Origin of the sequence: Shewanella chilikensis (genome assembly GCF_037953065.1) — a bacterium.
GTDB lineage: Bacteria > Pseudomonadota > Gammaproteobacteria > Enterobacterales > Shewanellaceae > Shewanella > Shewanella chilikensis.
Genome location: NZ_CP149966.1, coordinates 988,867 through 1,014,729, shown reverse-complemented (window position 1 = coordinate 1,014,729; position 25,863 = coordinate 988,867). Strand labels below are relative to the sequence as shown.

Below are 25,863 nucleotides of genomic sequence, written 5' to 3'. Positions count from 1 at the left end.
GCGCATCTTTACCTGAGTAGCTTTTCGTTCATGACTTAGTCCAATAAATGGCCATTGTGACAGCCCTATCGGATCCGGACTCAGGTACTGACAAATCTCCGGATCCGGAGATTTGTCAGTACCGTTTATAATTTACCCAATCTATTTACGATAGGCTTTTGAAGCCTTTTTTTACAGCCAATGGCTTCCAAGATATTAGTAATCCAAGCTCACCAAGATGGTTATTTAACTTTTCGAGTTCATCGTATTCAACTTTCCACAACCATAGGTTATTACTTAAGCTTTTCAGAGTACCGTGTTTCTCAGTACTTAAGATCCAATCCTTCAAAGTAGTACCACCAATGGTTATACCAAGATGATTAATATTGATAATATTAACTGGATATACCATTCTTAACATACTTCCCTTGTAACGTTCCTTTCCTTTAAATCTACTATGGCATTCTCTTTTAAATAAAGATGAATTTTCACAACGAAACACATTAACCATATTATCACCTGTGGCATAATAAAATGACTGGGTTACTTTGTCATTGAAGTACTTTATGCCGTAAGAGAATGATTTCTCTTTAGAAACAACTCTTATAAATTCATTTACCACATTAGGATTATCAATTTCTTTTGGATATTGAATATCAACATAGTGAAAACCACCAAACTCACTAGTCATATAACCAAGAGATGCATACCACGGTTGCACGCCATCCTGTTCAGAATATATTCTGAATGCTGTAGCTTCACCGTTTTCAACTTTCGCCTTCAAATCTGAAAATGATGTCTCTATAATTTCATGATCTCCTAGATGATCTCCATGTTCTAAAATGGAATAATATCCAGCACCAGTTATAGGCAAACCAAGATTATTAAAAAAATATTCACCAAGTTCACATACAGTTTTTGAGCTTAAGCATACAGTATCATATAAGGCTATTCCAGAGTACATGTATCCACCTATATTGCCAAAATCAAGTTATCCAATGCTGATTTAAGATCTTTAGCATTATACCGATTTCCAAGAACAATTATGTTACATAATAACCAGCATAAATCCAAAAATAGCACCTTACAATCCAAGATACTCTCAAACTCAATTCTAAATTACATTATCTCGACAGAGCCCGATTAGTATTGTAGCAGAAAATGAGAGTGCATTAATGCCTATCCAAATAAAGAGTTTTTTCTGTGACTCTTTCCCTCCGATGTCAAACAATGCGCCAAATAGAAGTAATATAGGAAGGCATCTAATAGAAAATTCCCATCCATCTTTAGCATGACTTATCGTTTTCCCAGCAAAATTAACCGCGAATTCAACTCCGAAGTGCACCACTCGCTAAATTAGGCTGCCTTGCGTAATTCATTGAATACCGCAACAGGTTGCCTGAAGCCGAGGCACTTTCTCGGTCTGGCATTTAATGCCCGTTCAATCTCACTAATTTGCTTATCTGTTACCGTCCGCAAATCGGTGCCTTTCCGTATGTATTGCCGCAGCAAACCGTTGAAGTTTTCATTCAGTCCGCGTTCCCAGGACGAATAAGGGTTAGCGAAGTAGACATCCGTTTTAAGCTTTTCTGCGACCTGTTCGTGGTCACAGAACTCGCTGCCGTTGTCCGCAGTGATAGTTCGAACATAACCTCGATATTTCCACAGCATACCAACCATGGCCCGGGCTACATCGGCTGCGCTTTTCGCTGGCACTTTGCGTATCAGGTACAGCTTACTTTTTCGCTCAACCAGGCTGACAATCGCGCCCGTACCTTGCTTGCCCAGAACCGTGTCAGCTTCCCAGTCTCCGAACCGCTTTTTCTTGTTCACGATAGCGGGACGATGCTCTATGCCTACGCGATTCGGGATAATCACACGCTTCGCACGGTTACCTTTACGGTATCTTCGGTGACTCTGGCGGAGCTGTTTGTACAACTTGCCGCCGCATAATTTATCACGCTGGACATAGCCATAAATCCACTCGTGACTGACGTTATATCCGATGATTTTACCGACACCGGCTATTTGTTCCGGACTCCATTTCTCATTGAGACCGAACTCAACAAAGGTGATGGTCAGTCCAGATATTCTAGACTTCGCGGACTGACAACGGCGTTTTAGTGCCTTCGCCTGAGCGACTTCCGGCAAGTAATGGTTATCCCGAATTCGATTGCGATTTACTTCCCGGCTGATTGTGCTGTGGCTGACTTTCAGACGTTTTCCTATCTCCCGATAACTGAAACCCTCGCGTAAATAGGCCTCAATCTGGTATCGTTGTCCCTCGATCAACTGCTTGTAATTCATGGTAACTACTCATGTTTGTTTGGCGACTACAGAGTATCACCAACAGGCAGTTGATCTCTCCTCACCGTTTAACCATGAGTGGTGCACTTATTATCTGAATTCGGGACAACCTTCATCATACTGATCATTGAAAACATCATACCCAGAGCAAATAGTATCAATGTGATATAGGGGTACATAAATATCTCTATTGACAGATAAATTCAGAACACTCTGCAGGATAATAACGACCTATAGCCAAAACTCTAGTGCTATAAATCCCCGCCCCATGACCCACACCTGGAGCAAAAGAACCGACCCACAATCCACATAATTCAGAGGTGGATTATGGTCAAAATCAAACAACTGACACGATAAACAATCAGGACTAATAAGCAATAAAATATACTTTCCTGAAGGATACCATTAAAATCAAAAACCTCATTAAAATACTTAATATTTAGCCAAAAAAGAACCCTATAAAATTACTGGTATATTTGTCACCTAAAACTTTAAAAAGTTCATTTCTTAAGCTTTTTATAAATTCTGGTTTAAAATCTAAACTTACATCATCTAACGGCTCATTACCAAACTCTATATATTGAATATTTAGAACACACAAAACTGCGTTAAAAAAAATTTCAATATTCTCAGATATTTCAAAATGACATCCACTCTCAAATGATGCCTTGATTACAGCAGTATCGTTTATAGCTTCTACAATTATAGGCTCGTCGTCAAAAAGCCCTATGACAAAAGAGTTTTTCCACTCAGAGTTTTCAGCCCCGTCCGAACCAAACCTATAACCAGACTGAAGATTTGCAAGTTCTTCTAACGGAAAAATATATAAAACACTACTCCCAAAATCAAAAAACACTTTTTCAACCGGGTTGTATTTAGAGTAAAAAACTTTAACATCTTCAGCATAAGGTATAGACTCAGGGTAATCTAAACTTTTATTTCCATCTCCAAAAAAACCATTTTGACCATATACTTTAACTAAATAGTTAATCTCTTTAATTACGTTTTCAATCATCTTTCACACTTCCCACTTAAATTAATCATGGCCTGACGATCAATTAGTCGACCACTTGTTGAGTTTTGTGTATTTCCTCTGTGACCCTGCAAGCTATGTACATGCTCATTATTTCCACTTAGATGATTATGATTTTGAAGAAATACAATATTTCGAGGGTCGCCTTTCCACTTATCGCCTAACACTCCGTTTCCTTCCACACTATTTATGTGATGCCCTGTATAACCAGCTTTTGACATGACAGACGTTAACTTACTATTACTTGTACTCTGGATCAGATTTTTCTCTTCTAGAGTCCAATCCCTTGTTCCCAGTCCTGTTTTTTCTATCAATTCCTTTTCCAGAGCCCAAGCTCGGTTTATTGCAGAACTACGACTACCAGTCATAGCTGATAAATCATCTCTAGGTTTATATCGAACGAGATCACCACTCAACCCTAGCGGATCCACCCATTCGAGCGGGTTGTGCACATAGGCCTGTGGCCGCGTGCCCCCTGCCAGCCCTATCGGATCTGGACTCAGGTATTGGCAAATCTCCGGATCGTAGTATCTGTGCCGGTTGTAATAGAGCCCGGTTTCCCGATCATAAATCTGTCCCTGATAGCGCAGGTCACAGTGTAGAGGCTCATTGGCGGCTTGTTCAAGATACTTTTTCGGGGTTCCGCTGAGCCGCCATTGATGGAAGTCCTGCCATAAACCCTGTTCGCCACGCCAGTGTATTTGTCCTTGTGGATCGCACAACTCCCTGACATTGCCCGCTAAGTCAGTCACCGCATAATGCAGTTCGGGCCTGCCGGGGTCATTGGGTGTATCCAGTTGCCTTATCTGTGCCAACGGCCTGAAACTGCCGGGCTCATATAGCCACTGGGTAGTTGCCACACTGCCATCGGCATAATAACTTTGCTGCTGGCTGAGTTGATCACCCAACCACTGATAGCGGATATCGCCTTGGCTGATTTGTTGAGTGAGTGATTGCGCTGATGTTGGCTGCGTTGCTGGTTGCTGCCGGTATTTACGACAGCGGCGGCCAAAGACATCGTATTCATAATGCCAAATATCCCCATTGGGCAGACTGACACGAATGAGGCGATCTTCTTCATCCCAATGATAGAAGCGAGTCTGAGCCCTGAAACCATCGCGTTTCAGGGTTTTCTCGACCATACGGCCATTGGCATCGTAGCGGAAAACATTGTCTCCCTGACGCACTACCCGCCCGGCTTGCTGATATTCCAGTGCCTTTTCCTGGCGCTTTTTGGCGAAGTCGATAATCCGGCTATTTGAAGTGCTATTCGGGGAACTGTTGCTAAGCTGGTCTTTGTTTTGCCCGTCCTCAGCCCAAGAGGCTATGGCCGTCAGTTGGAGTTCGGAGTCATAGTTGAATTGGCGCCGCTCACTGCGCGCATGCCAGGCGCTGGTGCGTTTTTCTGCCACGATTTGCCCAAGGGCATTTTGGGTAAATTCACTGCGGCCCCAGTGACCGTCTTCGATGGCGGTGATCCGGCTCAGAGCGTCATATTCATAACTGCGGGCAATGCCACCAAAGCGGCCAGGTAGTTGCTGCTCTGTCCCCTGTGGGCTCCAGGCATCCAGGTGCTGACGTTTGAGCAGTCCCTCCGGGGTGTACTCCTGTTGCAGGCAGAATCCAGCCTGGTTACTGCGACTGGTTTCCCGGCCATAACGGTCGTATGCCAGTGTCAGCGGCTCAAACCCAGAAGCGGCAATCGTTGCCAAACGGCCGTGTTGCCATGTCTGCTGTTGCTCAAGCAATAAGCCATTGGCACGAATTGGACGACCCGCGGCAGTGTATTGATACTCAATCGATTGGCCATTTTGCGTTTCAGCAATCAGCCTGCCAAGCGCATCATAGCTAAACGCCAGCTCAGACACGGCATTACGGCCTTTAAGCAGTTGACCGGCGCCGTCGTATTCAAAATGGCTATTGTTCATCACCATTTGCTGCGAGTTACGGGTTTGCTTTTGCAGCAAACGGCCACAGATATCGTAGAAGAAATGAATGCTGCTGCCATCAGCCTGGGTTTTGCATATTACCCGGCCGGCCTTATCGTAATCGAAGCGGTTACGACGACCATCAAGGTGACGCTCTTCAACAATTTGACCGCTGGAATTGTAGTGATATCGCCACTGCTCACCTTTGCTGTTGGCAATGCCGGCAAACTGGCATTCTCCGTTATAGAACAGCTGCAGTTCATGGCCTAAAGGATCGATACTGGCTTGCAACAGGTCAAACGCACCGTAACGATATTGCTGGCTGTTGCCATTGGCATCAGTCGCTTTGACCAGATTGCCTTCGGTATCATATTCGAAGTGCTGGCGTTTGCCTTGGCTGTCCACCACTCCAGTGACCAGGGCACTTTGCCCCAAATAAGTATACTTGTGACACTGGATCCCTTGAAGCACCCGGCTTATCCGCCCCAGATTGTCATATTCCAGTTTTAGCGGTTCAACGCCAGGCAAAATGACTTCGCAGGGCAGGCCTGACACCTTGTCATAACCAAAGCCGGTCTGTTCGCCATCAGCATCGATCGCCCAGGCCATTTGCCCCTTGGAGTTGTACTGCCAGTAACGGCTGTGACCCAAGGGGTCAAGCACCGACAGCAGATTGCCGCGGCTATCGTACTCATGCTGCCAACTGGCACCCAATTCATTGGTGAAGCTAAGCAACCTGCCGGCTTCATCATACTGCCACTTAAGCTGACTGCCGTCCGCCTGGGTCAGCTCGGCAAGTTGCCCCCATTCGTCCCGCTTGAACGCCTGTTGCTCTCCCAACTGATTGCGTTGGGATACCAGTTGGTTGTCCTGCCATTCGTTGTAGGTGGTATCGCCATTGGGCAACACAACACGAATAATATTGTTGCGCTCATCCCTGTGATAGATTTTGATACCATCCAGCGGACTACGGTAATAGACAATCCGGTTATCATCATCGTAATGCAACGCATCACAAAAGCGCTTGTCAGCGCCTCTGGAGCGGATAGCCCGCCCCTGACTGTCATAGTCATGTTCAACCCAAGTGCAGCTCATGTCCTGCCAGCGCAGCAACCAGCCCTCATCTGAGTATTGGTAGTCAAAGCTGTGGCCCGGATCGGCCCGGCATGATGTCAGATATCCTTTGTCGTTGTACTCATAGGCCACCAAGGTTTTCAGCGCCTTGCCATCGGCTGTCTGCAACTCAAGGCGTTCAATACGTCGCCGGCTACCCTTCACCTTGATACGCCGACCGTCACTGAGCAAAATCCCTTTCAGTTGGCCGCGATCATAAACAAAATGATGGCGGTTACCGCTCTGATCGCTGATGGCTGTCAGCATCAGCTTGTTGCCCAAAGCATGATTGAAGGTGTAGTCAATGCCGCTTAAATGGCGCATCACCAACAGCCCTTCGATGCGGCATAACCGCCACTGTGGCATATGAGCTGCCCGATGAGCGGCGCCTTCTTCAGGGATGACAAACAGCGCCTGGTTATACTCACCGTCAGTAAAAGTGGCCTGATCACCACTTAACACCAGGCTCATATCCCAATCCGCGCGCCAGCGTCTTCCCAACATACCGGGTTCGACATCAGGTCCTGAGTGATAGAAACGCTTAAGCCCTAGCGCCAATATTCCCGGCAAACTGAAATCTGTGCGCCAGTCAACCACATGGCCGGTAGCCATATCGATGGGGCAACCATTGGTGCATTTGCCCTTGGCGCCTGGCAATGCCTGGTTACTGGCATCCACTTCAGCCGTGGGCCCACTCATATCCCGGATTTGAGCGTCTTTCCCGGCATTCAAATCCACTTCAGGATGCTCGGTATTTTTAGGTCTGGGAGTTCCGGTCAGGCGAGTAACCACCTTGCCAATAAATTCTTTTACCTTGTTGCAGACCCAGTCCAGCATCTCTTTGAGCTTGCCGGCCATGGATACCATGATGTCGATAAGCGAACCAAATGCCTCTTTCATCAACCTGAGGATCCAATGGCCGCCATTGACCAAGGCCAGCTTGAGTCCGTCGATAATCTGTTGCAGCAGTTCCAATGCCTTGGCACCGGCATCTTTGATTTTGTCAGCAAAGCTATTGAGAAACTTCACCAGGTTTCCGTTGGATAAACCACGCAACATCTTGATGCCGGCTTGGATCGCTTCCGGACTGTTTTTAGCCAGAGCTTCAATAATGGCTTTACCGGACTTTTTCAGAGCATCACCAACACCGGGAACAAACCCAACCAGTACCAGACCACCAATGGCCCAGTGCATGGGATCGCTTCTTAGCGCTGCCTGAGTGTATGTCTGCCAGCCCCATTCACCGAGGTCGTAGATATCCATCGCCTGACCGACTACAGGGATGAAGCCCAGCGCAATTTCACAGAACAATAAAATAGCGCTGTTGTCCCCGGCCTTGCTGACCACTTCGGCAGGAAGACTGACATGAATTTTATAAATGGCCTCGCGCAATCCCATCGAGCCACGATTAATCCGGTCGTTTAACTCCCAGAAGCGCTCGTAGGCGGGTTCATATTCATCCGGTACATTCAAAAACAGACTGGTGTCATCAATATCAATATGACGCTCACTGCTGTCATCAGCGTCATATTCAATGAAGCCTTTGTTTCGCAGCAGCGTGAACAGAGTGAAATACTCTCCGGCAATGGCAGCATATTCGGGCTTAACCTGTAAAACCGGGTTATTCTCTTCGGTTTCTTTGGGGCGAAACTCATCGCTCCCTTCATCAAGCAGCAGTTCGAAAGCGCCACAGGGCATTTCTTCAATCAGGCAGAGCCCTTTCTTGTCTGTCTTGCCTTCAAGCTTTTTGTTATTACTGTCAGTCAGTATGAAAGGGGCTTCGGGCACAGGTTGACCATCATCGTAGTGATAAAATATCAGTGCCGTGCAACCGCACTCGACGCAACTGCCGCGCAAGATATTATCTGTGGTGAAGTTCTGCTCTGCAGCAACTTCACTGGAGATCAACTCTGCCTTGCGATTCTGACTCATGATGCGACTTCCTTATCCAATTCGGCCTCTGCTGCGCGAAATAGCTTGTACATCCTGTCTTCTGCGCCTTGTCTGGGAGCATCGAGGATAGATTTCGCCCAGGGCAACTGACAAAAATCATCGCCAAACAGGCACGCGAGCGTGAGAAACTTTATCTGCTGCTGTTTGCCACTGAATCCGTGCTGCTGGGCTTGATTAACATGCTTTGAGATAAAACTGAGGCAGTCGTCTGTGGACCATTGTCTGGTCACGGGATGATGTTGTTGCAGGTGCGTCATATAGTCACGATAAGTGATGGCTTCAGCCATCTGACGCAGCGCCTGATACTGGGGGGCAGTCAACACTCTGGGTGTGCATTGCTGCGCTAACTGCCACTGTGAACGCTGTTTGGGTTGCCAGCGAGTGATCCCATCGGCGTTAATCGTCACCAAGGCCGCCGCCGGACCCAAAAAGTCAACGGCTTCTTCAACCGAACTGGCACTCAGCAAGGTTTCCGCTACCTTCCAGTCGGCAATGCGTAATAACTGGGTGTCATCACCGTCAGCTATCCAAGTCCAACTGCGCAAGTGATGTACCAATAGTTGCAGTTGCTGAAGTGGCGTGTAGGCCTGCATATCGCCTTCCAGCACCCAGGCCATTCCCCAACCGGGTTGGCTACATATTTTTTGCTGCAACTCGGCCCAATTACTGCCATAAGCCCGGATAAGACACGGGGACAATGATGCGTGCAGCCTTCCCAGTTCCCCCCAATAGAGCCGGTTGAACTCGGGAGTTTCAGGAAGCTGTGATTCGGCTATACCTCTCACCGCTTCATTGAGTGTTGGATCTGCCAGCAAAAACACCGAGCCATTGACCAATAGCTGCCGCCATTGCTGTTCATCGAGTTGTTGTTGCTCTAATGCTGCTATTGTTACCACATCCCTGTCCTCTGGCTATTGCTCCAATGGAGGCAACCAATCATGAAAATCCATATCGCGACCGAGCGCCGCATCATTGCATACTTTTTGCTGAAAACGTCTCAGCGCCTTTCGATAATCACCATCCGTACACAAGGCCAAAAACACAGGATGGATAAAGTAATCTTTCCCCCAGACAAACCTGCGCTGTGCCATGATTTCACAACTCCTGGCATCTGCATTAGCAAACTGCTGTTGTACCCGTTGCAAGGTATCGAAATAGACGGCTCTGATATCCGCCGGCGAAAATTCTCTCCTGTGATAAGGCTGTAGCCTTAAAAACAGTTGCTGACTTTGCAGTTCACGCCGACTCTCGCGCGTCAAAAGCTCATATTGCTGTTCACTGAGTTGTATTTGCTCAAAAGCGGGTTCAGCCACTTGGTTTCCGATTGCCAACAGTCTCCAAGCTGCGCCTTCAGGCAAATAGAGGCCTTCCAAACCAGCGACAAAACTCTGTTGCTGTTCATCGCCCAGGGTTTGCCACAGCAATGACAGTATGGGGGCCGAAAAACTGTTAAATGGAGCGACTATGCCCTGAGGATAAAGAGCCTCAGTTCGCTGCAACCAAAAAGCAATGACTTGTTGCCAATCAAACCAGGTGGTGAACAAGATGCACCGCTGATCTGCCCCTGGTTGTTGCAGCAACCAGAGCATCAGGGTCTCACAGGGGCTACCATCACTGAGCCGTAACAACAAAGGCTGCAACCCCGGTGCCGAGGCCAGCGACGCAATGGGAAGGCTGCGCCACTGTGCTCCCGGGGCGGTACTTAAAACTGACCATTGCTCATCAAACCCGGCGATATCAAATGGCTCTATCAAGGCATAGCAATAATGGCTTTGCCTGCCACTGATGATCTGGTGCATAAGCATGGATTGTGCATTCCCTGACATTCAACAACATCCTTGATTACAACAACAATCAGTAACCGGGTTTGCCTTCCTTAGCCCATATTGCCCGAACTTCTTTCGGTGAAAGCGGTGGAAAGCTAACCCCCTTCTCTTCAATAAACTGTTTGGATTTCATCAACCACTCGTAGTTGTCCGAAGATGACGATACCAGCCCACGGGACAGCTTTTTATGTATATTCCAGGCTAAATCCGCGCCGGTATCGTTACTGTGGGTAAAGTCGGCTCCATGCTGCAACAGGAAGTACACCATTTCAAAGTCGTTGATGGCAGCAGCGTATTGCAAGGCGTTACTTCCAGGCCCATCGACAGCATTCACATCTGCATCATGATCCAGCAGGATCTCAACAGCCTCCTTATTGCCTTCTCCTACGGCCTGAAACAAGGCGGGCTCTTGATTACGATCCACACTGTTGGGATCCCCACCGGCCTCAAGTAACATTTTCAGCCAATCAGTATCCTCATTCCCGGCTACAGCCGTAATCGCATTGTCACCATTCGCTCGCTTAAAGTTAGCGTCGGCCCCAAGTTTGAGTGCCAAAGCCACCGCCGCTTTATCCTGCTGTAAAATAAGCCATAGCAAAGGGGTAATATCCTCGTCACCATGAATATTGAGGTCTTGTCCATCAGTTAACGCCGCTCTGGCCTCTTTTTCATGGCCTTGCTGAATATGCTGAAGTACCGTCACCATTTCCGGCTTAAAAAACTGCTCAGCATCCATCTGTGACGCCACCCAAACCAAAGAACAGAGCACACATGCCAACCGCATACTTAAGCCAGACAAAGCGCAGAACACCACTAATTCTCGAACGCTTGGTAACCAGCTCTTCCCTCTTTAGCCCAACGAGTTTGTACTTCTGCAGGAGATGGCGGGGGAAATCTCACCCCTTGCTCCAAAAGGAAAGCTTTAACCTTCAATAACCACTGATAATTGTCACTGTTCGCGTTAAACAGTTTTTTTTGTTCGATATCATGGATAATCCAGGCCAAATCAACTCCACCATTGGAGTATTGCCTATAATCTCCACCATGATTGAGGATGAAATAAACCAGCTCCCATTGGTTGATAAAAGCGGCATGAAGCGCGGAGTTTATCTCTGAGGCATCAATGGCATTAAGATCAGCACCGTATTTCTGTAACACTCTTACAGCCTCTATATTAGATTCCCCAATCGCCTGAAATACAGCCGGCTCTCTGTTATGATCAATACTATTGGCATCTCCGCCTGCCGCCAATAATATTTCAAGCAACTCAATATCTTTGCCCCCTGCGACAAAAGTAATAACATTGCCACCATCAGCCTGTGGAAAATTTGGATCTGCCCCTAGTTCCAATGCGAGCTTTATCGCGTGCTTATCATTTTGTGTAATAAGCCAAAGCAGCGGCGTAATATCTTCTTCGCCATGCATATTAAGGTCTAATCCTTCCACTATCATGGCGCGTGCTTCTTTTTCTCGCCCTTGCTGAATGTGCTTTATTAGCTGAACCATTTCAGGCTTAAAAAACTGTTCGGCATCCATCTGTTTTCCTCCTACTCCACAAGCACTGAGTACACCCGCTATCAATAAGCCAAGCCAATGCCCCTTCTTCAGTTTCATCATGACTTCTGTTACCTTTTCGATTCATGCTAACCAGTAAGCGTTGTAATATCCTCACGCTTCTGTGTTTCAATACCTGCCACAACCTGCGCCATACCATGGCGAGTTGCGGGGTTCCATCCGCTTCCCTCCAACGAATGCATTTTCCCCGGCGCGCTTGGAAGCGTATCCCGAGCCATCAATACACCGCTGGCCAACAGTCCAAGACCAGTACCAACTGGACCAAACAGGCTCCCAATTCCTCCCAGAAGCCCAGGCAGTAACACTCCTCGCAACTTCTGCCCGCCTGTCAATATTTCACCATTGACCGCCTGAGTCTGGATCAATCCATCTATTTCGGCCATCGGCAGGCCACCAAAACGTTCAACTGTCTTTGGATGAAGTCCTGCTGCATTGAAAGTGTAACCAGGAATTCCCGTTGCTCCGACAGCACTGGCCGCTAAGCCACCTCCAAGAGAATGACCCACAATAACAAGTTGTTGCTCCAAATGAGGTGACATTGATGCTTGCCTGGCCAGCTTCATGGCTTGGTTATATTGCTTGGATTCGATTCCCATTCCCTGTTTAGCATTAGTTATCCAATCTTTCTTACCTGTTACTCGATTATTGGTTCCCCTGAATGTCAACATGGTTTCGTCGTTGATGGCTGATTTGAATAGCCCGGCGCCGAAACCAGTTTCTTTGTCCGAAAAGACAGCATTATTCAATCCCGGAATTTTGCTGGTATCCACAGCTTCCAAGCCCAAAGGCGGTTCTGGTAGTTCGCTGATGTGTCCCCGCTTGAATTCATCGACACGATACACATACTGGGCAGCTTCTGCTCGCAGTATATTGTCGTTATTGAAAGCCAATCTTTCCGACGCAGCCTTTTTGGCCGCCGATGCCGAGCCCGCATGACTTTGGCTCAATGCTTTACGGGCTTCATATCGCGCCTTGCGCTCAGCAACACTGTTGACCGGGTCATTCAGAAAAGACACCATCTCGCCGGCATCAGCCCATTGCATCACAGGCAATGCGGCTAAAGGCAGCAACTTGATGAAGGGTGCATTGTCTTTTGCCGCAGCCTCACCACAGGGATGCTCTGTCGACTGGTATGGCGTATCACCAATTAAGACGTCCCCGGAGCCTGCGGCTACCGAACCTCCACACCCGACAGCATCACCGTACCTGGCTGCCGCTTTACCATTGATGGACACATTCGCAGAGCCGGCAGAGATACTACGACCATGAATGCCATGTGGCATTTTGGGACATGGGCAGGCGTGAAACAGGACCGAATCTCCCTTTCTGGCCGCAGGGATACCATTGATGCTGACATCACCGCTTCCAGCCGTTATCGGTGTAGCGGGAAAGCATCCATGTCCTGCACAGCTATCGCCAATTCGGGCTGCTTTTGGCATACGGTTTCTCCCTTAACGCCTGTCAGCCAGATCGGGCTTGGTTGGCTCAGCGGGCGCTTCCGGATCGACAGCTTTGGGCTCCGTTGCGGTGCCAGGCGATCCACCTTCATTGATTTTGACTTTATTTCCGGAAATAGTGACGCCACCTGAGTCCAACTTGATAAAGCCCCCCGGCCCCTTGATGGTCAATTCCTGACCGGCATCCAGCACAATGGTTTTTGCTTTCTGAGAACTGGCATTGCCAACCTTAATCAGCAGATCTGCGCCAATAATCCGTTCATCAGAAGCGGCGATATTGGTTTGGTTGCCCCCATCAATGCGAGTGATAAGCCCTCCCCCTATATAGCGCTTCATCGCACCGATTATCTTGTGAATGAAGTTCCGCCCGACCAACAACTGATGATCTCTGTCTGTTTTGGCAATATCGTCCTGCGCAACCAGGGTATGGCGGTTGTTTTTCACCAGTTGGAACTGATCCTGGCCTATGGTGATATGCTCATCCAAGCCGATTTCAGTTCGTTTGATGTTATTGATGACGCTATCCATGTCTTTTTGGGCATGGAGATAGATCTGCTCCCGGCTGGCCTCATCCTCAAACCTCAGTTCATTAAAACCTTCCCCTTTATGGGTTTGAGTTTTGAACAGTGTTCGGGTCTTGTGGTTAGGCAGCAGGTACGGGGTTGGATTGGCAGCATGATAAGTGCGGCCGGTAATGATAGGTTGATCCGGATCGCCTTCCAGAAAAGAGACTATTACTTCATGACCAATCCGCGGGATGGCCATAAAGCCATACTGGCCACCGGCCCAGCCCTGGCTAACACGAACCCAACAGCTGCTCTGCTCATTTGCCTGGCCATATCTATCCCAAGGGAACTGCACTTTAACCCGACCATATTTATCACAGAAGATTTCTTCATTTTTAGGCCCTACCACGGTAGCCATATGAGGACCCGTGACCAATGGCTTGGTCTTGGGCATAGCCAACCAGGGAAGGTTACCCTCTATCGCATGAAAACCGTTTTGATATTGGGTCGGGGTAGTGTTGTTGGTTTCCTCTGCCGCAGCGCCCTGTACGCCATGATGTTTCACAGCCACCAGCAGCCAATCACGGTTGAACGCAGTATCCGGATGCTCGGCAAGGTTCATTTTCACTCCGGCACTGGCCGTCACAATACTTGATTGTCCTACGGCCGTTTCAGTGTCGTTGCGCAATGCTTGTAATCTGGCCGGTGTAAATAATCCCCCCTGAGCATCATCCTTGTAGCGTCCGGGGTAATCAAAATGCTCGTATTTATCCCCTGCGGCCGCTTGATGGAATGCCAACCGCTTGGCGGTTTCTGTTTGTAAAAAGCTATAAGCGGGCTTTTTGAAGCTGTAATCCTTAAGCTCAGCCTTGGCACTCGCCAGTTGCTTGGCGTAACTGAAGCTGCGGACAAAAGGCACTTCGCTGTCGCCGCCGCTCAAGGCGTTATAGGGGAATAGTTGTTTGGCCGCCGGCAGCTTGCTGGTGGCATCACAGAAAATCAGCGTATGTTTGTCGTCACTGAATTCGAAATACCAAAACACCCCGGCCTCAGCCGAAAGACGGGTGATAAAGTCAAAGTCCGACTCCCGATACTGAACACAGTATTCGCGCTTTTCCGACTCGTAGCGTGCATCCCAACTGAAGGCATAATCACTGATACCCATTTCATCAAGCAGGGTGCTGAAAATCTGTTTGAGGGACTTTTCCTGAAAGATACGGCTGTTTTGCCGCAGCCGCAGCCGCGCCATGGCAGGTTCCATGGTCAGCTTGTATTGAGTATGTTTATGGCCTGAGTCTTCCTTGGCAAAGCGGCTGACTATACCGTGAAAACGTCTGACTCGAACACCATCCTGCCAAATACTCAAGACGCCATTCTTATCGACTATCTGCTCGGCAGTAATATCATCCCTGCGGCTCAGTAATATCAACTCTCCCTTGAAGGGCGAGGACAACTGTTCATCAAAATCAAACGACAGCAGGTTGAAACTATCGTCCGCCTCCGCTTCTGCCTTGAAATGAAACCGCAAACCACTGCCAAGATAAAACATAGCCGGTATCCTTGTTCGAGTTCGTCCTGACTCTAATCCGCTAGAATCACTCTTTTCTTGCCATTGAGACGCTACTTGGAAAAACCTTGTAGCAGATAGCAGAACGTATGCGGGCGTTTTGCCCGCATACGTTCAAGCAAATCAGTCATTGACTGAATTATGCTTCGATGGGCTTACGCCAATCGTCGGCACCAGAGGTTCCGGCGCTGACGTGATCCCAGTCTATCTTGCGATAGGCCATGGACACTTCAACCAACTGAGTAAAGTCGGCTTTGTTGGGATCCTGACAGTGAGGCATATGACAGTTGATATCAATGATGGTGGCGCCTTCCAGCTTGGTCGTGAAGAAGTGCTCTTGCTTACCTTCGATAGAAGTGCGGTACCACTTGAGCTCAACCTTGGTCAGTTTCTCACCGGAAGAGAGTGAGTTGTACATCAAGGGAACGGCTTTGTTCAGCGCGACGGTGAACTTGAACGGCTTGTGCACACGCTGACCGGAAGGCATACCAGACTGAGGATCGGTTGGCACAGTCACAATGTGATTGAACTCCTGAACCAACATCTCGTCTTCATGACCTTCCACAAAGATGTCACCGACAGATTCTGCAGTAAAGGCGCCGGCAGTGAGGTTGCCCTGAGTTTGGCCTTCGATAGAGATATAACATGGTGTTGGCATGATAAATTCCTTTTTAAAAATTCAAAGAGGTTTGGGATAAACCTGTTTGATGAAAAGCAACTCTCATGCCAAAATGTAAAGTACTGATTTATAAGGAAAACACAAAAGGCCTTTTCATGCTGGGCAATTTCTTGCCCAGTTCCGGGCAATTTTTTGCTCAGCGGGCAATTTTTTGCCCGGTAAGCATTACCAACCAATTTAACAAGCGGATATTCACCCAAAGCAAATATGCTGGATTTACCATTGATTTTGAAACAAGAGCGTCAGGCTTTCTTGCCACTGGGTTTAACTTCTAGATAAAGGCCATCAGAATCATTTAGACAATAGAACTTTTCTTTAGGCTTTGCTGAACGGCACTGGGTGTCTGTGAGCACAACCTTGTTGCGGAATAGTTACCACACAACCAATATACTCACCAAAGAAGAAGAACTAAAGCAGTTTATACTCACCTTTATACTCATTTTTTACAGAGCTGCAGTAAGATAACCTGAGACATCATGAGAAGCGAAACCCACGAAATCAGTGGGTTTCGCTGCATTTCATGTTCTTTATGAGATTGAGTGAAACCTCATAAAACAACAAATTCCAATCACACGTTAAACAGGAAGTGCATCACATCGCCGTCTTTGACGATATAGGTTTTCCCTTCCACCCGCAGCTTACCCGCTTCCTTACAACCGGCTTCGCCCTTGAACTGAATAAAGTCATCATAGGCCATAACCTGAGCCCGAATAAAGCCACGCTCAAAGTCGGTGTGAATCTTACCGGCCGCCTGCGGTGCGGTAGACCCGACTGTCACAGTCCAGGCACGGACTTCTTTCACCCCGGCAGTAAAGTAGGTTTGCAGTGTCAGCAGTTCGTAACCGGCGCGGATCACCCGATCAAGCCCGGGCTCTTCCAGGCCCAGCTCTTCGAGGAACTCGCTGCGCTCTTCCTCATCCATTTCCGCCAGATCTGACTCGATAGCAGCGCACACAGGCACCACAACGGCATTTTCTTTTTCGGCAATGGCGCGCACTGTATCCAGATGCGGGTTGTTGTCGAAGCCATCTTCAGAAACGTTGGCAATATACATGGTTGGCTTGAGCGTCAGCAGGTTCAGGTAAGCCACGGCTTCCAGCTCCTCTTTGCTCAAATCCAGGGTACGCAGCATATGGCCTTCGTCCAGTACCGGCTTGAGTTTTTCCAGTACTTCGACTTCAAATTTGGCGTCTTTATCACCACCCTTGGCGCGCTTTTGCTGACGCAGTATGGCACGCTCAACACTGTCGAGATCCGCCAGTGCCAGTTCAGTATTGATCACTTCAATATCACCGGCCGGGTCAACCTTGTTGGCCACGTGAACAATGTTATCGTTCTCGAAGCAACGTACCACATGGCCAATAGCATCGGTTTCACGGATGTTGGCCAGGAACTTGTTACCCAGGCCTTCGCCCTTGGACGCCCCGGCAACCAGGCCGGCAATGTCCACAAACTCCATGGTGGTTGGCAGTACCCGCTCAGGCTTAACGATTTCAGCCAGGGCGTCCAGACGAGCATCCGGCACCGGCACCACACCTGTGTTGGGTTCTATGGTACAGAAGGGAAAGTTTGCCGCTTCGATGCCAGCCTTGGTTAACGCATTGAACAGAGTTGACTTACCGACGTTTGGCAGACCAACGATGCCGCATTTAAAACCCATGATGTTTACCTTTCTCTCTAATTTGAGCCCGGCGCACTCGGCCCCGGACAGGATAATGAAACAGGCGTCAGACGCCTGGATAATCTTAGACCGCTTTAAAGGAGTGCAGCCTATGCATCGCCTTGGTCATATCCTCGGCAAAGAGGATATCAGTGGCGCGCACCGCTTCATCTACCGCGGCATCTATCAGCGACTGCTCAGTACTCGGCGCCTTGCCAAGCACATAGCCGCTGACTTTGTTCTTGTCCCCGGGATGACCTATGCCAATCCGCAGACGATAAAAATTTTTGTTGTTGCCCAGCTTGGCGATGATGTCCTTAAGGCCGTTATGGCCACCATGCCCACCACCCAGCTTGAACTTGGCCACACCCGGCGGCATGTCCAGCTCATCGTGGGCCACCAAAATCTCCTCCGGTTGAATACGGAAGAAGTTCGCCAATGCCGCCACCGACTTGCCACTCAGGTTCATATAAGTGGAAGGGATCAGCAGGCGCACATCGCGGCCCTTGAGCGTGACTCTGGCGGTCAGGCCAAAATACTTGCTGTCAGCACTGAGCTGGGCACCGCAACCTCTGGCCAGCTCCTGCACATACCAGGCGCCGGCATTATGGCGGGTCTGGGCATACTCGGCGCCGGGATTGGCCAGCCCGACGATAAGTTTAATCTCTGTCATCAGTCTCTATCAGTCTGTTTATTCAACGAGAAGTTCTGCGAAGGCCGGACAAGGCCAAGCACATATTCACCGCTCTTGAAGCTTGACCGTTACAGGCCCAAACACTGCCAAAAAGCCAATGAAAAATGCCGCATTCTTGTAAAAACGCGGCATTTTAGCACTCTCTTACGACAATCAACAAATCGACCGGGGTTATCTCAGCCCCAGCGCATACTTGAGCACTTGTTGCTTGACCGGAGTATTGATATCCGCCAGCTTGAGCCCGGCGTTACGCAACAGTTTAAGTGGCAGCAGATCGTTACTGAAACCGGCATAAAAGAGATCCATACCGGTCATCATCAACTGATTGTCAAACCAACGCTGCTTTTGGAACCCCTCAAGCACTGTGGCCTTTGACCAGTCTTCACCCTTCTCCAGCGCCTGGGTGATTGTCGCTATCAAGGCTTCGACGTCTTTAAAGCCCAGGTTAACCCCCTGCCCCGCCAGCGGGTTAATGGTGTGAGCCGCATCCCCCAGGATCACCAGATTGTCGCGGTAGTATTGCTGCGCATGGCGCCGGGTCAGCGGGAAACTGCCCTTGGCCAACACTTCGAAGTGGGGATCCAGCCTATCGGGGAAGTGATTGATGATCGCCTGCTTCAGTTGGCTGTCGCTGAGCTGCATCAAACTGCGAACTTGTTTGGCATCGTCATACCAAACCAGGGATGCATTTTTGCCCGGCAATGGCAGCAAGGAGCGCGGCCCTTGCGGAGTAAACTGTTGCCAGGTCACATCCTGCTCATCGCACTCGGTGGCGATATTGATCAACATACAGGACTGGGAATAATCCCAACCACTGATACCAATTCCGGCCCATTGACGCACTCTGGAGTTGGCACCATCGGCCCCCACCAGCAAGCGGGCATCAAACACCCGGCCATCGTCCAGACTCACCTCTATCCCCACGCTGGAGCGCACCATGCGCCCGACCCGGGCCGGGCAGCAGAGGGTCAGATTGGGGTAGTTGTCGAATTCCTGCCACAGTGCCAGCTGCACCAAACGGTTTTCCACTATGTGGCCGAGACGCTCGGCCTTAATCTGACTGGCATGGAAACGGGTAATGCAGCCTTCCATTTCCCAGGTTTCCAGGCCACGATAAGCCACATGGCGCATTCCGAGCAGAGTATCTAATGCTCCCAGACGCTCGAGTAGCGCCTCCGATGCCACACTGATGGCCGAGACCCTGACATCCAGAGGTTGTGAGGCATCAAAGGCCTCGGGTTCAAAGGCCTCCACCAGCGCCACTTCCAGCCCGAGTTTGGCCAACCCCAGCGCCGTCGCCGCGCCCACCATACCGCCACCTATGATGACGATATCCTTGGTCTCATGTTGTTCTGTCACTATGCCTTTCCTGCTGTCTCTCTTCTCTGCCGCCTTGGCCACAGAGTTGTGTTCAATGGTAACTGTTTGGGCTTCAATCATGAGCAAATGTTGCTGCCGGCCCTCCTGAAACACCTGCTTACAAGCCGACACACGAGCCTTGGCAACCTTAGACTAGCCTCAGAGTGTCCAAGCAGTATCTGTCATGGCCAACACCGCATTGGCGGTTATCGACATCAACAAGTGAGGATACCATGTGCAAACTTACCAACAGCCTAATAGCCGCAGCCCTTGTCGTCCCGGCCGCCTTTACCTCTGGTCATATTCTGGCCGCCACCACGGCAGACCAGATGGAAGTGATAACTGTAACCTATCGCTCGTCGCTGAATTATGCCCTATATCAACAAATCACGGAAACCATGGCCGGCTTTCATTTAGAAGTACTGGAAGATATCTATCTTCAGGCTCGCAGCGGCAACCAACAGATGGCTGAACAGTTTTATCGGCAGCAAAATGTTCAACTTGCCGCCAACCGTTTACCCGCACAGCTTGAAAGGGTATTGCAGCAACCAGAGTAATTCTCAGCCCTGGCGTTCAAAAGCTGGTCAGCGGACTTAACAGCAGGTAAAATGGCGCGCTATTTTTTAAGTGGTTCCGAAGAGCGACGCAAAACTGATGAGTAAAAAACTCCATATTAAAACCTGGGGCTGTCAGATGAATGAGTACGACTCATCCAAGATGGCCGATCTGTTAAACGAATTTCAGGGCTACACCCTGACCGAAGAGGCTGATGAGGCAGATATTCTGCTGCTCAATACCTGTTCTATTCGTGAAAAAGCACAGGAAAAGGTATTCCATCAGCTGGGCCGCTGGAAAACACTCAAAGACAAGAATCCTGAGCTGATCATTGGCGTGGGTGGTTGTGTGGCTTCGCAGGAAGGCAAGGCGATAAAAGAACGCGCCCAGTGCGTGGATATTATCTTCGGCCCTCAAACCCTGCACCGTCTGCCAGAGATGATCAACCAGGTTCGCAGCGGCGACCAGGCGGTGATTGACGTCAGCTTCCCGGAAATCGAGAAGTTCGACCGTCTGCCCGAGCCCCGCGCCGAAGGCCCCACCGCCTTTGTGTCGATCATGGAAGGCTGCAGCAAGTACTGCTCTTTCTGCGTGGTGCCCTATACCCGCGGTGAAGAAGTCAGTCGGCCACTGGATGACATCATCCTGGAAATCGCTCAACTGGCCGAGCAAGGGGTGCGTGAAGTCAACCTGCTGGGACAGAACGTTAACGCCTATCGCGGCCTGACCCATGATGACGAGATTTGCAGCTTTGCCGAGCTGCTGCGTTATGTGGCCGCCATCGACGGAATCGACCGCATCCGCTTTACCACCAGCCACCCGATAGAGTTCACCCAGGACATTATCGATGTCTATGAAGACACTCCAGAGCTGGTCAGCTTCCTTCACCTGCCGGTGCAATCGGGTTCAGACCGCATTCTGACCCAGATGAAGCGCGGCCATATGGCTATCGAGTACAAGTCAATCATTCGCCGTCTGCGCAAGGCGCGGCCGGATATTCAGATAAGCTCCGACTTTATCATCGGCTTCCCCGGCGAAAGCAAAGAAGACTTTGCCGACACCATGAAGCTGATTGAAGAAGTGGGCTTCGACCACAGCTTCAGCTTTATCTACAGTGCCCGTCCCGGCACCCCGGCGGCCGACTTGCCGGATGATGTGGATATGGAAGAGAAAAAGCAGCGTCTGGCAATCCTGCAGGACAGGATTACTCAACAGGCGCAGCGCTACAGCCGCCAGATGCTGGGCACAGTGCAGCGTATTCTGGTGGAAGGCCCATCGGTCAAGAACCCCATGGAGCTGCGCGGCCGCACCGAAAACAACCGGGTGGTCAACTTCGAAGGCCAGCCCAAGCACATAGGCAGCTTCGTGGACGTGGAAATCGTCGATGTCTACACCAACTCGCTGCGCGGCAAGTTTGTTCGCGGTGAAGATGAGATGGACTTACGCAAGAGCCTGCGCCCCAGTGATATCCTGGCCAAGCATAACCAGGAAGATACCCTGGGTGTGACTCAGTTCACCCCGTAAGCGCCGAGACTTCCACGGCGGCCCGGCTCTTCGGACCCGGGCCGTTTTATTTTAGGCTCGATTTTCCGTTAGCATTTATGCCTTCACGCTCGTAAACTGATCAAAGATGACATCAACAGGAGTTTTTGTTTGTCTCACAAATTAACCACCATGAATCTGTATCTCGAACCGGCCGACAGCCGCCGTCTGGCGTCTCTGTGTGGTCCGTTCGATGACAATATCAAGCAGCTCGAACGCCGGGTGGGCGTCGAGATAAGCTACCGAAACAACCATTTTCAGATTGTCGGCCAGCCGCGTAACTGCCTCACCGCCAACAACCTGCTGAAACAGCTCTATGTCGAAACCGCGCCGGTAAAAGGCTCGACCCCGGATCTGGAGCCCGAGCAGGTGCATATCGCCATTCAGGAAGCCATTGCCCTGGAAGCCGACGACAGCGGTGCAGAACCCAAAGAGCACTATATCAAGACCCGCAAAGGGGTGATTAAGCCGCGCAATCCCAACCAGACCCAATATGTGGCCAACATAGTGCGCCATGACATCACCTTCGGCATAGGCCCCGCCGGTACCGGCAAGACCTATCTGGCTGTTGCCGCCGCCGTGGATGCGCTGGAGCGTCAGGAGATCCGCCGCATTCTGCTGACCCGCCCTGCGGTGGAAGCCGGTGAGAAACTGGGCTTCCTGCCCGGCGATCTGAGCCAGAAGGTAGACCCTTACCTCAGGCCTCTGTATGACGCCCTGTTTGAGATGCTCGGGTTTGAGAAGGTCGAGCGACTGATAGAACGTAATGTTATCGAGGTCGCGCCGCTGGCCTATATGCGTGGCCGCACCCTCAACGATGCCTTTATCATTCTCGATGAGAGCCAAAATACCACGGTGGAACAGATGAAGATGTTCCTCACCCGTATCGGCTTCAACTCCAAGGCGGTGATCACCGGCGACATTACCCAGATAGATCTGCCGCGCAACGCCAAGTCCGGCCTGCGCCACGCCATTGAAGTACTGAGCGAAGTGGAAGAGATCAGCTTCAACTTCTTCCAGGCCCAGGATGTGGTGCGTCACCCGGTAGTAGCCCGCATAGTGGAAGCCTATGAGACGCACGATCAGCGCCAGCAGGCGGCCAAAGCCCAACGCGACAGCCAATATCAACTGACAGAGGCCGGCGCCCATGAGTCTTGATCTACAACTGGACCTGCAACTGGCCACAGAAGCGCAAAACCTGCCATCCCAGAGCGATTTCGAGCTCTGGGCCCGCACTGCCATAGGCAATAGTATGGAGCAGGCTGAGCTAACCATACGTCTGGTGGACAGTGAAGAGAGCCAGCAGTTGAACCGGGACTACCGCGGCAAAGACAAGCCCACCAATGTATTGTCATTTCCGTTTGAAGCGCCACCGGGAATAACCCTGCCATTACTCGGGGATCTTGTCATTTGCGTTTCAGTCGTTGAAAATGAAGCCCGTGAACAGCATAAACCGCTACAGGCGCACTGGGCACATATGGTTGTGCACGGTTGCCTGCATCTGCTAGGTTATGATCACATCGAAGATGCCGAAGCCGAAGAAATGGAGTCGCTAGAGACCCAACTCATTGAAAGCTTAGGTTTTACTGACCCATACAAGGAGCAATAATTGCCAGGGTTCGCCCTGTCATGAAGAACACTATGAGTGACGATATCCCCCCGAGTACCAGCGCCCATAAGAAAGGCTGGTTTGACCGTGTAAGCCAGTTATTCCAGGGCGAACCTCAAAATCGCGAAGATCTGGTTGAGGTGATCCACGATGCCGAGCAGCGTGAGCTCATCACAGAAGATACCCGCGAGATGATAAAAGGTGTTTTAGAGGTATCCGATTTGCGTGTAAGGGACATAATGATCCCCAGAGCGCAGATTGTCGCCATCCAATTCAATGACTCTGTTGAGGAACTGCTCAACACTGTCATCAACTCTGCTCATTCCCGCTTTCCTGTGGTCAATGAAGACAAAGACCATATAGAAGGCATACTGCTGGCCAAAGATCTGCTGAAGTACGGCTTCAACAACAGTGAAGAACCCTTCTCACTGGAAAAAGTGATCCGCCCGGCCGTTGTGGTGCCCGAGAGCAAGAGAGTGGATGTGCTGCTCAAAGAGTTCCGTTCCCAACGCTACCATATGGCAATTGTGGTCGATGAATACGGTGGTGTTTCCGGCCTGGTCACCATTGAAGATATTCTCGAAGAGATTGTCGGCGATATCGAAGATGAGTTCGATCACGACAACAGCGACGAGTCTGAGATCCGTAAAGCCGGTAACCGGGTTTACATGGTCAAGGCACTGACCGAGATTGAAGATTTCAACGAAACCTTCAACACCCATTTCAGTGACGAAGAGTTCGACACAGTCGGCGGCTTGGTGTCCCATGCCTTCGGTCACCTGCCGGAGCGCAACGAGAAGATCGTCATCGACGGCATTGAATTTAAAGTGATCAGTGCCGATACCCGCCGTTTATTGCAACTCAGGGTGAAACTGCCCGATCCCAACGATACTGAAGACAGTAACGACCAGTGAATTCCACATTAGCGGCGCTTAAACGCCACCCCAAGCTGCGTCTGGTACTGGCCTTTTTGGCCGGTGCCAGTACGGCACTTTCCTTTGCCCCCTACGATCTCTGGCCCATCTACCCGCTGGCGCTGGCCTTTGGCCTGTGGCACAGTGACAAGCTTTCCCCCAAGGCCAGTTTTGGCTATTGGCTCAGCTTTGGCTTTGGCGCCTTCGCCTTCGGGATCAGCTGGGTGCATGTCAGCATGGACAGATTCGGTGGCTTGCCGCTGCTTGTTTCCATAGGCCTGATGGCCCTGTTGGCCCTCTATCTGGCCTTGTATCCGGCGCTGGCAGGCGCCCTGCTGGCCCGACTGGCTCCCAAGCGTCATAACTGGCAACTGCTGGGGCTGTTTCCGGCACTCTGGACCCTGTGCGAATGGTTGCGGGGCTGGGTGCTCACCGGCTTTCCCTGGCTCTGGGGCGGCTATAGCCAAACCTCGGGGCCCTTGAAGCCGCTGGCCTCAATGATAGGCACTTTGGGGCTCAGTTTTACGGTGGCGCTGCTGGCAGCAAGCCTGGTACTGCTACTCAAACGCCGCTGGTTCAGCCTGGTGGTGAGCTCGGCGCTACTTACCCTGCTTGTATGGCAGGCGCCGCGATTTTCAACGGTTGAGCGCACCGGCGAGACCCTCAGCGTGGCGCTGGTGCAGGGCAATATTCCCCAGAGCATGAAGTGGGAGCCGGACGCGCTCTGGCCGACTATGCTCAAGTATATGGATCTCTCCCGCCCGCATCTGGACAGAGATTTGGTGATCTGGCCCGAGGCAGCGATACCGGCCCCCGAAAGCATGGTGGCCGAGTTTCTCGACAACGCCAACAAGGTCGCCAATCTGCGGGATGCCGCCATCATCACAGGTATCATCAGCCAGCAAAATGGCGACTTCTACAACTCGCTGATCGTGCTGGGAAATCATCATCAGAAACAGCAACAAAACGCCAACTATAGCGCAGCAGGCGACAATCAGTTCCGTAAGCATCACCTGCTGCCAATAGGCGAGTTTGTGCCCATGGAGTCGCTGCTGCGGCCGCTGGCGCCCTTCTTCAACCTGCCCATGTCCTCATTTGCCAGAGGCAGTTATCAGCAAAATAATCTGACGGCGTTGGGTCATACTCTGGCACCGGCAATCTGCTATGAAATCGCTTTCCCCGAACAGCTCAGGGCCAACGTCGCCGAGGATACCCAAGTGTTGCTGACCGTTTCCAACGACGCCTGGTTTGGTGAATCCAATGGCCCACTGCAACACATGGAGATAGCCCAGATGCGCTCGGCCGAATTGGGCCGACCTCTGCTGCGGGCCACCAACAACGGCGTTACCGCCGTGGTGGATGAGTTTGGCAATATCAGTGCCAAACTACCGCAGTTTGTAGAAGGTGTACTCACCGCTGAAGTGCCGCTGGTCGAAGGCCAGACTCTGTTCAGCCGGGTCGGTCAATGGCCGGTACTGGGGCTAAGTGGCTTGCTGCTGCTTTTGGGGCTGTTGTATTGCCCCAAGCGACGAAAGAACAATAAAAGCTAAAGCCAATCAATTGATTTTTATCTAATTGATAAAAAATTAATAGACACATAAGTATTT

At 50.3% G+C, this 25,863-nt stretch carries 22 protein-coding genes and 2 pseudogenes; 8 read left to right on the top strand and 16 right to left on the bottom strand.

Annotated features, from left to right (window positions below):
• Positions 1-145: 145 nt before the first annotated feature.
• From WKR14_RS04715 to WKR14_RS21360, 4 genes and pseudogenes are all read right to left on the bottom strand, one after another.
• Entirely contained in the window at positions 146-943 is a 798-nt protein-coding gene (locus tag WKR14_RS04715; protein ID WP_339087447.1) for a hypothetical protein, read from the bottom strand.
• 392 nt (positions 944-1,335) lie between these two features.
• Complete coding sequence (locus WKR14_RS04710) at positions 1,336-2,286, bottom strand: IS30 family transposase (protein ID WP_001107060.1); 951 nt, start codon at positions 2,284-2,286, stop codon at positions 1,336-1,338.
• A gap of 439 nt (positions 2,287-2,725) precedes the next feature.
• Complete coding sequence (locus tag WKR14_RS04705; protein ID WP_339087446.1) at positions 2,726-3,301, bottom strand: hypothetical protein; 576 nt, start codon at positions 3,299-3,301, stop codon at positions 2,726-2,728.
• A pseudogene (locus WKR14_RS21360) lies at positions 3,298-3,918 on the bottom strand (RHS repeat-associated core domain-containing protein); the annotation flags it as partial. The gene WKR14_RS04705 and the pseudogene WKR14_RS21360, both read right to left, overlap by 4 nt.
• Before the next feature lie 1,700 nt (positions 3,919-5,618).
• On the opposite strand from WKR14_RS21360, the gene WKR14_RS21355 reads away from it, so the two are divergent.
• The gene (locus WKR14_RS21355; RefSeq protein ID WP_407820373.1) at positions 5,619-5,663 is read left to right on the top strand and encodes a hypothetical protein; all 45 of its coding nucleotides are present in this window, start codon (positions 5,619-5,621) and stop codon (positions 5,661-5,663) included.
• A 1,114-nt stretch (positions 5,664-6,777) separates the two neighbouring features.
• On the opposite strand, the pseudogene WKR14_RS21350 reads toward WKR14_RS21355, so the two are convergent.
• The 8 genes and pseudogenes from WKR14_RS21350 to WKR14_RS04665 form a co-directional block, all read right to left on the bottom strand.
• Positions 6,778-7,059 (bottom strand): annotated as a pseudogene (locus WKR14_RS21350) (DUF6531 domain-containing protein); the annotation flags it as partial.
• A gap of 1,229 nt (positions 7,060-8,288) precedes the next feature.
• Entirely contained in the window at positions 8,289-9,209 is a 921-nt protein-coding gene (locus WKR14_RS04695; protein WP_287591645.1) for a DUF4123 domain-containing protein, read from the bottom strand.
• Between the two features lie 15 nt (positions 9,210-9,224).
• Positions 9,225-10,139: a hypothetical protein gene (locus WKR14_RS04690; protein ID WP_335921809.1), complete on the bottom strand. Its 915-nt coding sequence runs from the start codon at positions 10,137-10,139 to the stop codon at positions 9,225-9,227.
• A 28-nt stretch (positions 10,140-10,167) separates the two neighbouring features.
• The gene (locus WKR14_RS04685; protein WP_165564556.1) at positions 10,168-10,875 is read right to left on the bottom strand and encodes an ankyrin repeat domain-containing protein; all 708 of its coding nucleotides are present in this window, start codon (positions 10,873-10,875) and stop codon (positions 10,168-10,170) included.
• A 77-nt stretch (positions 10,876-10,952) separates the two neighbouring features.
• Positions 10,953-11,756, bottom strand: a complete 804-nt coding sequence (locus WKR14_RS04680) for an ankyrin repeat domain-containing protein (protein WP_101057686.1) — start codon at positions 11,754-11,756, stop codon at positions 10,953-10,955.
• 26 nt (positions 11,757-11,782) lie between these two features.
• Positions 11,783-13,153 (bottom strand): PAAR domain-containing protein, encoded by a 1,371-nt coding sequence (locus WKR14_RS04675; protein ID WP_234556240.1) that lies wholly within the window; start codon positions 13,151-13,153, stop codon positions 11,783-11,785.
• Between the two features lie 12 nt (positions 13,154-13,165).
• Complete coding sequence (tssI, locus tag WKR14_RS04670) at positions 13,166-15,226, bottom strand: type VI secretion system tip protein TssI/VgrG (protein WP_339087444.1); 2,061 nt, start codon at positions 15,224-15,226, stop codon at positions 13,166-13,168.
• 157 nt (positions 15,227-15,383) lie between these two features.
• The gene (locus tag WKR14_RS04665) at positions 15,384-15,902 is read right to left on the bottom strand and encodes an Hcp family type VI secretion system effector (protein WP_039035438.1); all 519 of its coding nucleotides are present in this window, start codon (positions 15,900-15,902) and stop codon (positions 15,384-15,386) included.
• A 65-nt stretch (positions 15,903-15,967) separates the two neighbouring features.
• Between WKR14_RS04665 and WKR14_RS04660 the strand changes: the two genes are divergently transcribed.
• Positions 15,968-16,198 (top strand): hypothetical protein, encoded by a 231-nt coding sequence (locus WKR14_RS04660; RefSeq protein ID WP_339087766.1) that lies wholly within the window; start codon positions 15,968-15,970, stop codon positions 16,196-16,198.
• On the opposite strand, the gene WKR14_RS04655 is transcribed toward WKR14_RS04660, so the two are convergent.
• The 4 genes from WKR14_RS04655 to WKR14_RS04640 form a co-directional block, all read right to left on the bottom strand.
• On the bottom strand, positions 16,166-16,276 hold the full coding sequence (locus WKR14_RS04655; RefSeq protein ID WP_332871580.1) for an Arm DNA-binding domain-containing protein: 111 nt from the start codon (positions 16,274-16,276) through the stop codon (positions 16,166-16,168). The two genes, WKR14_RS04660 and WKR14_RS04655, sit on opposite strands and share 33 nt — an antisense overlap.
• Positions 16,277-16,491: 215 nt before the next feature.
• On the bottom strand, positions 16,492-17,583 hold the full coding sequence (gene ychF, locus WKR14_RS04650) for a redox-regulated ATPase YchF (protein WP_101057186.1): 1,092 nt from the start codon (positions 17,581-17,583) through the stop codon (positions 16,492-16,494).
• Positions 17,584-17,668: 85 nt separating this feature from the next.
• Positions 17,669-18,256: an aminoacyl-tRNA hydrolase gene (gene pth / locus WKR14_RS04645; protein WP_025011686.1), complete on the bottom strand. Its 588-nt coding sequence runs from the start codon at positions 18,254-18,256 to the stop codon at positions 17,669-17,671.
• A gap of 192 nt (positions 18,257-18,448) precedes the next feature.
• On the bottom strand, positions 18,449-19,717 hold the full coding sequence (locus WKR14_RS04640) for an FAD-dependent oxidoreductase (protein ID WP_339087442.1): 1,269 nt from the start codon (positions 19,715-19,717) through the stop codon (positions 18,449-18,451).
• 152 nt (positions 19,718-19,869) lie between these two features.
• On the opposite strand from WKR14_RS04640, the gene WKR14_RS04635 reads away from it, so the two are divergent.
• From WKR14_RS04635 to lnt, 6 genes are all read left to right on the top strand, one after another.
• Positions 19,870-20,193, top strand: a complete 324-nt coding sequence (locus WKR14_RS04635; RefSeq protein WP_101057182.1) for a hypothetical protein — start codon at positions 19,870-19,872, stop codon at positions 20,191-20,193.
• 97 nt (positions 20,194-20,290) lie between these two features.
• Positions 20,291-21,715, top strand: a complete 1,425-nt coding sequence (gene miaB, locus WKR14_RS04630) for a tRNA (N6-isopentenyl adenosine(37)-C2)-methylthiotransferase MiaB (RefSeq protein ID WP_025011684.1) — start codon at positions 20,291-20,293, stop codon at positions 21,713-21,715.
• 129 nt (positions 21,716-21,844) lie between these two features.
• Positions 21,845-22,891: a PhoH family protein gene (locus WKR14_RS04625; protein ID WP_039035894.1), complete on the top strand. Its 1,047-nt coding sequence runs from the start codon at positions 21,845-21,847 to the stop codon at positions 22,889-22,891.
• Positions 22,881-23,342, top strand: a complete 462-nt coding sequence (ybeY, locus tag WKR14_RS04620; RefSeq protein ID WP_028781579.1) for an rRNA maturation RNase YbeY — start codon at positions 22,881-22,883, stop codon at positions 23,340-23,342. The genes WKR14_RS04625 and ybeY overlap by 11 nt, the downstream gene beginning before the upstream one ends.
• Before the next feature lie 32 nt (positions 23,343-23,374).
• Positions 23,375-24,256 (top strand): CNNM family magnesium/cobalt transport protein CorC, encoded by an 882-nt coding sequence (gene corC, locus WKR14_RS04615; RefSeq protein WP_025011682.1) that lies wholly within the window; start codon positions 23,375-23,377, stop codon positions 24,254-24,256.
• Positions 24,253-25,806, top strand: a complete 1,554-nt coding sequence (gene lnt / locus WKR14_RS04610; RefSeq protein ID WP_339087440.1) for an apolipoprotein N-acyltransferase — start codon at positions 24,253-24,255, stop codon at positions 25,804-25,806. Before corC ends, lnt begins: the two co-directional genes overlap by 4 nt.
• Positions 25,807-25,863: the final 57 nt, after the last annotated feature.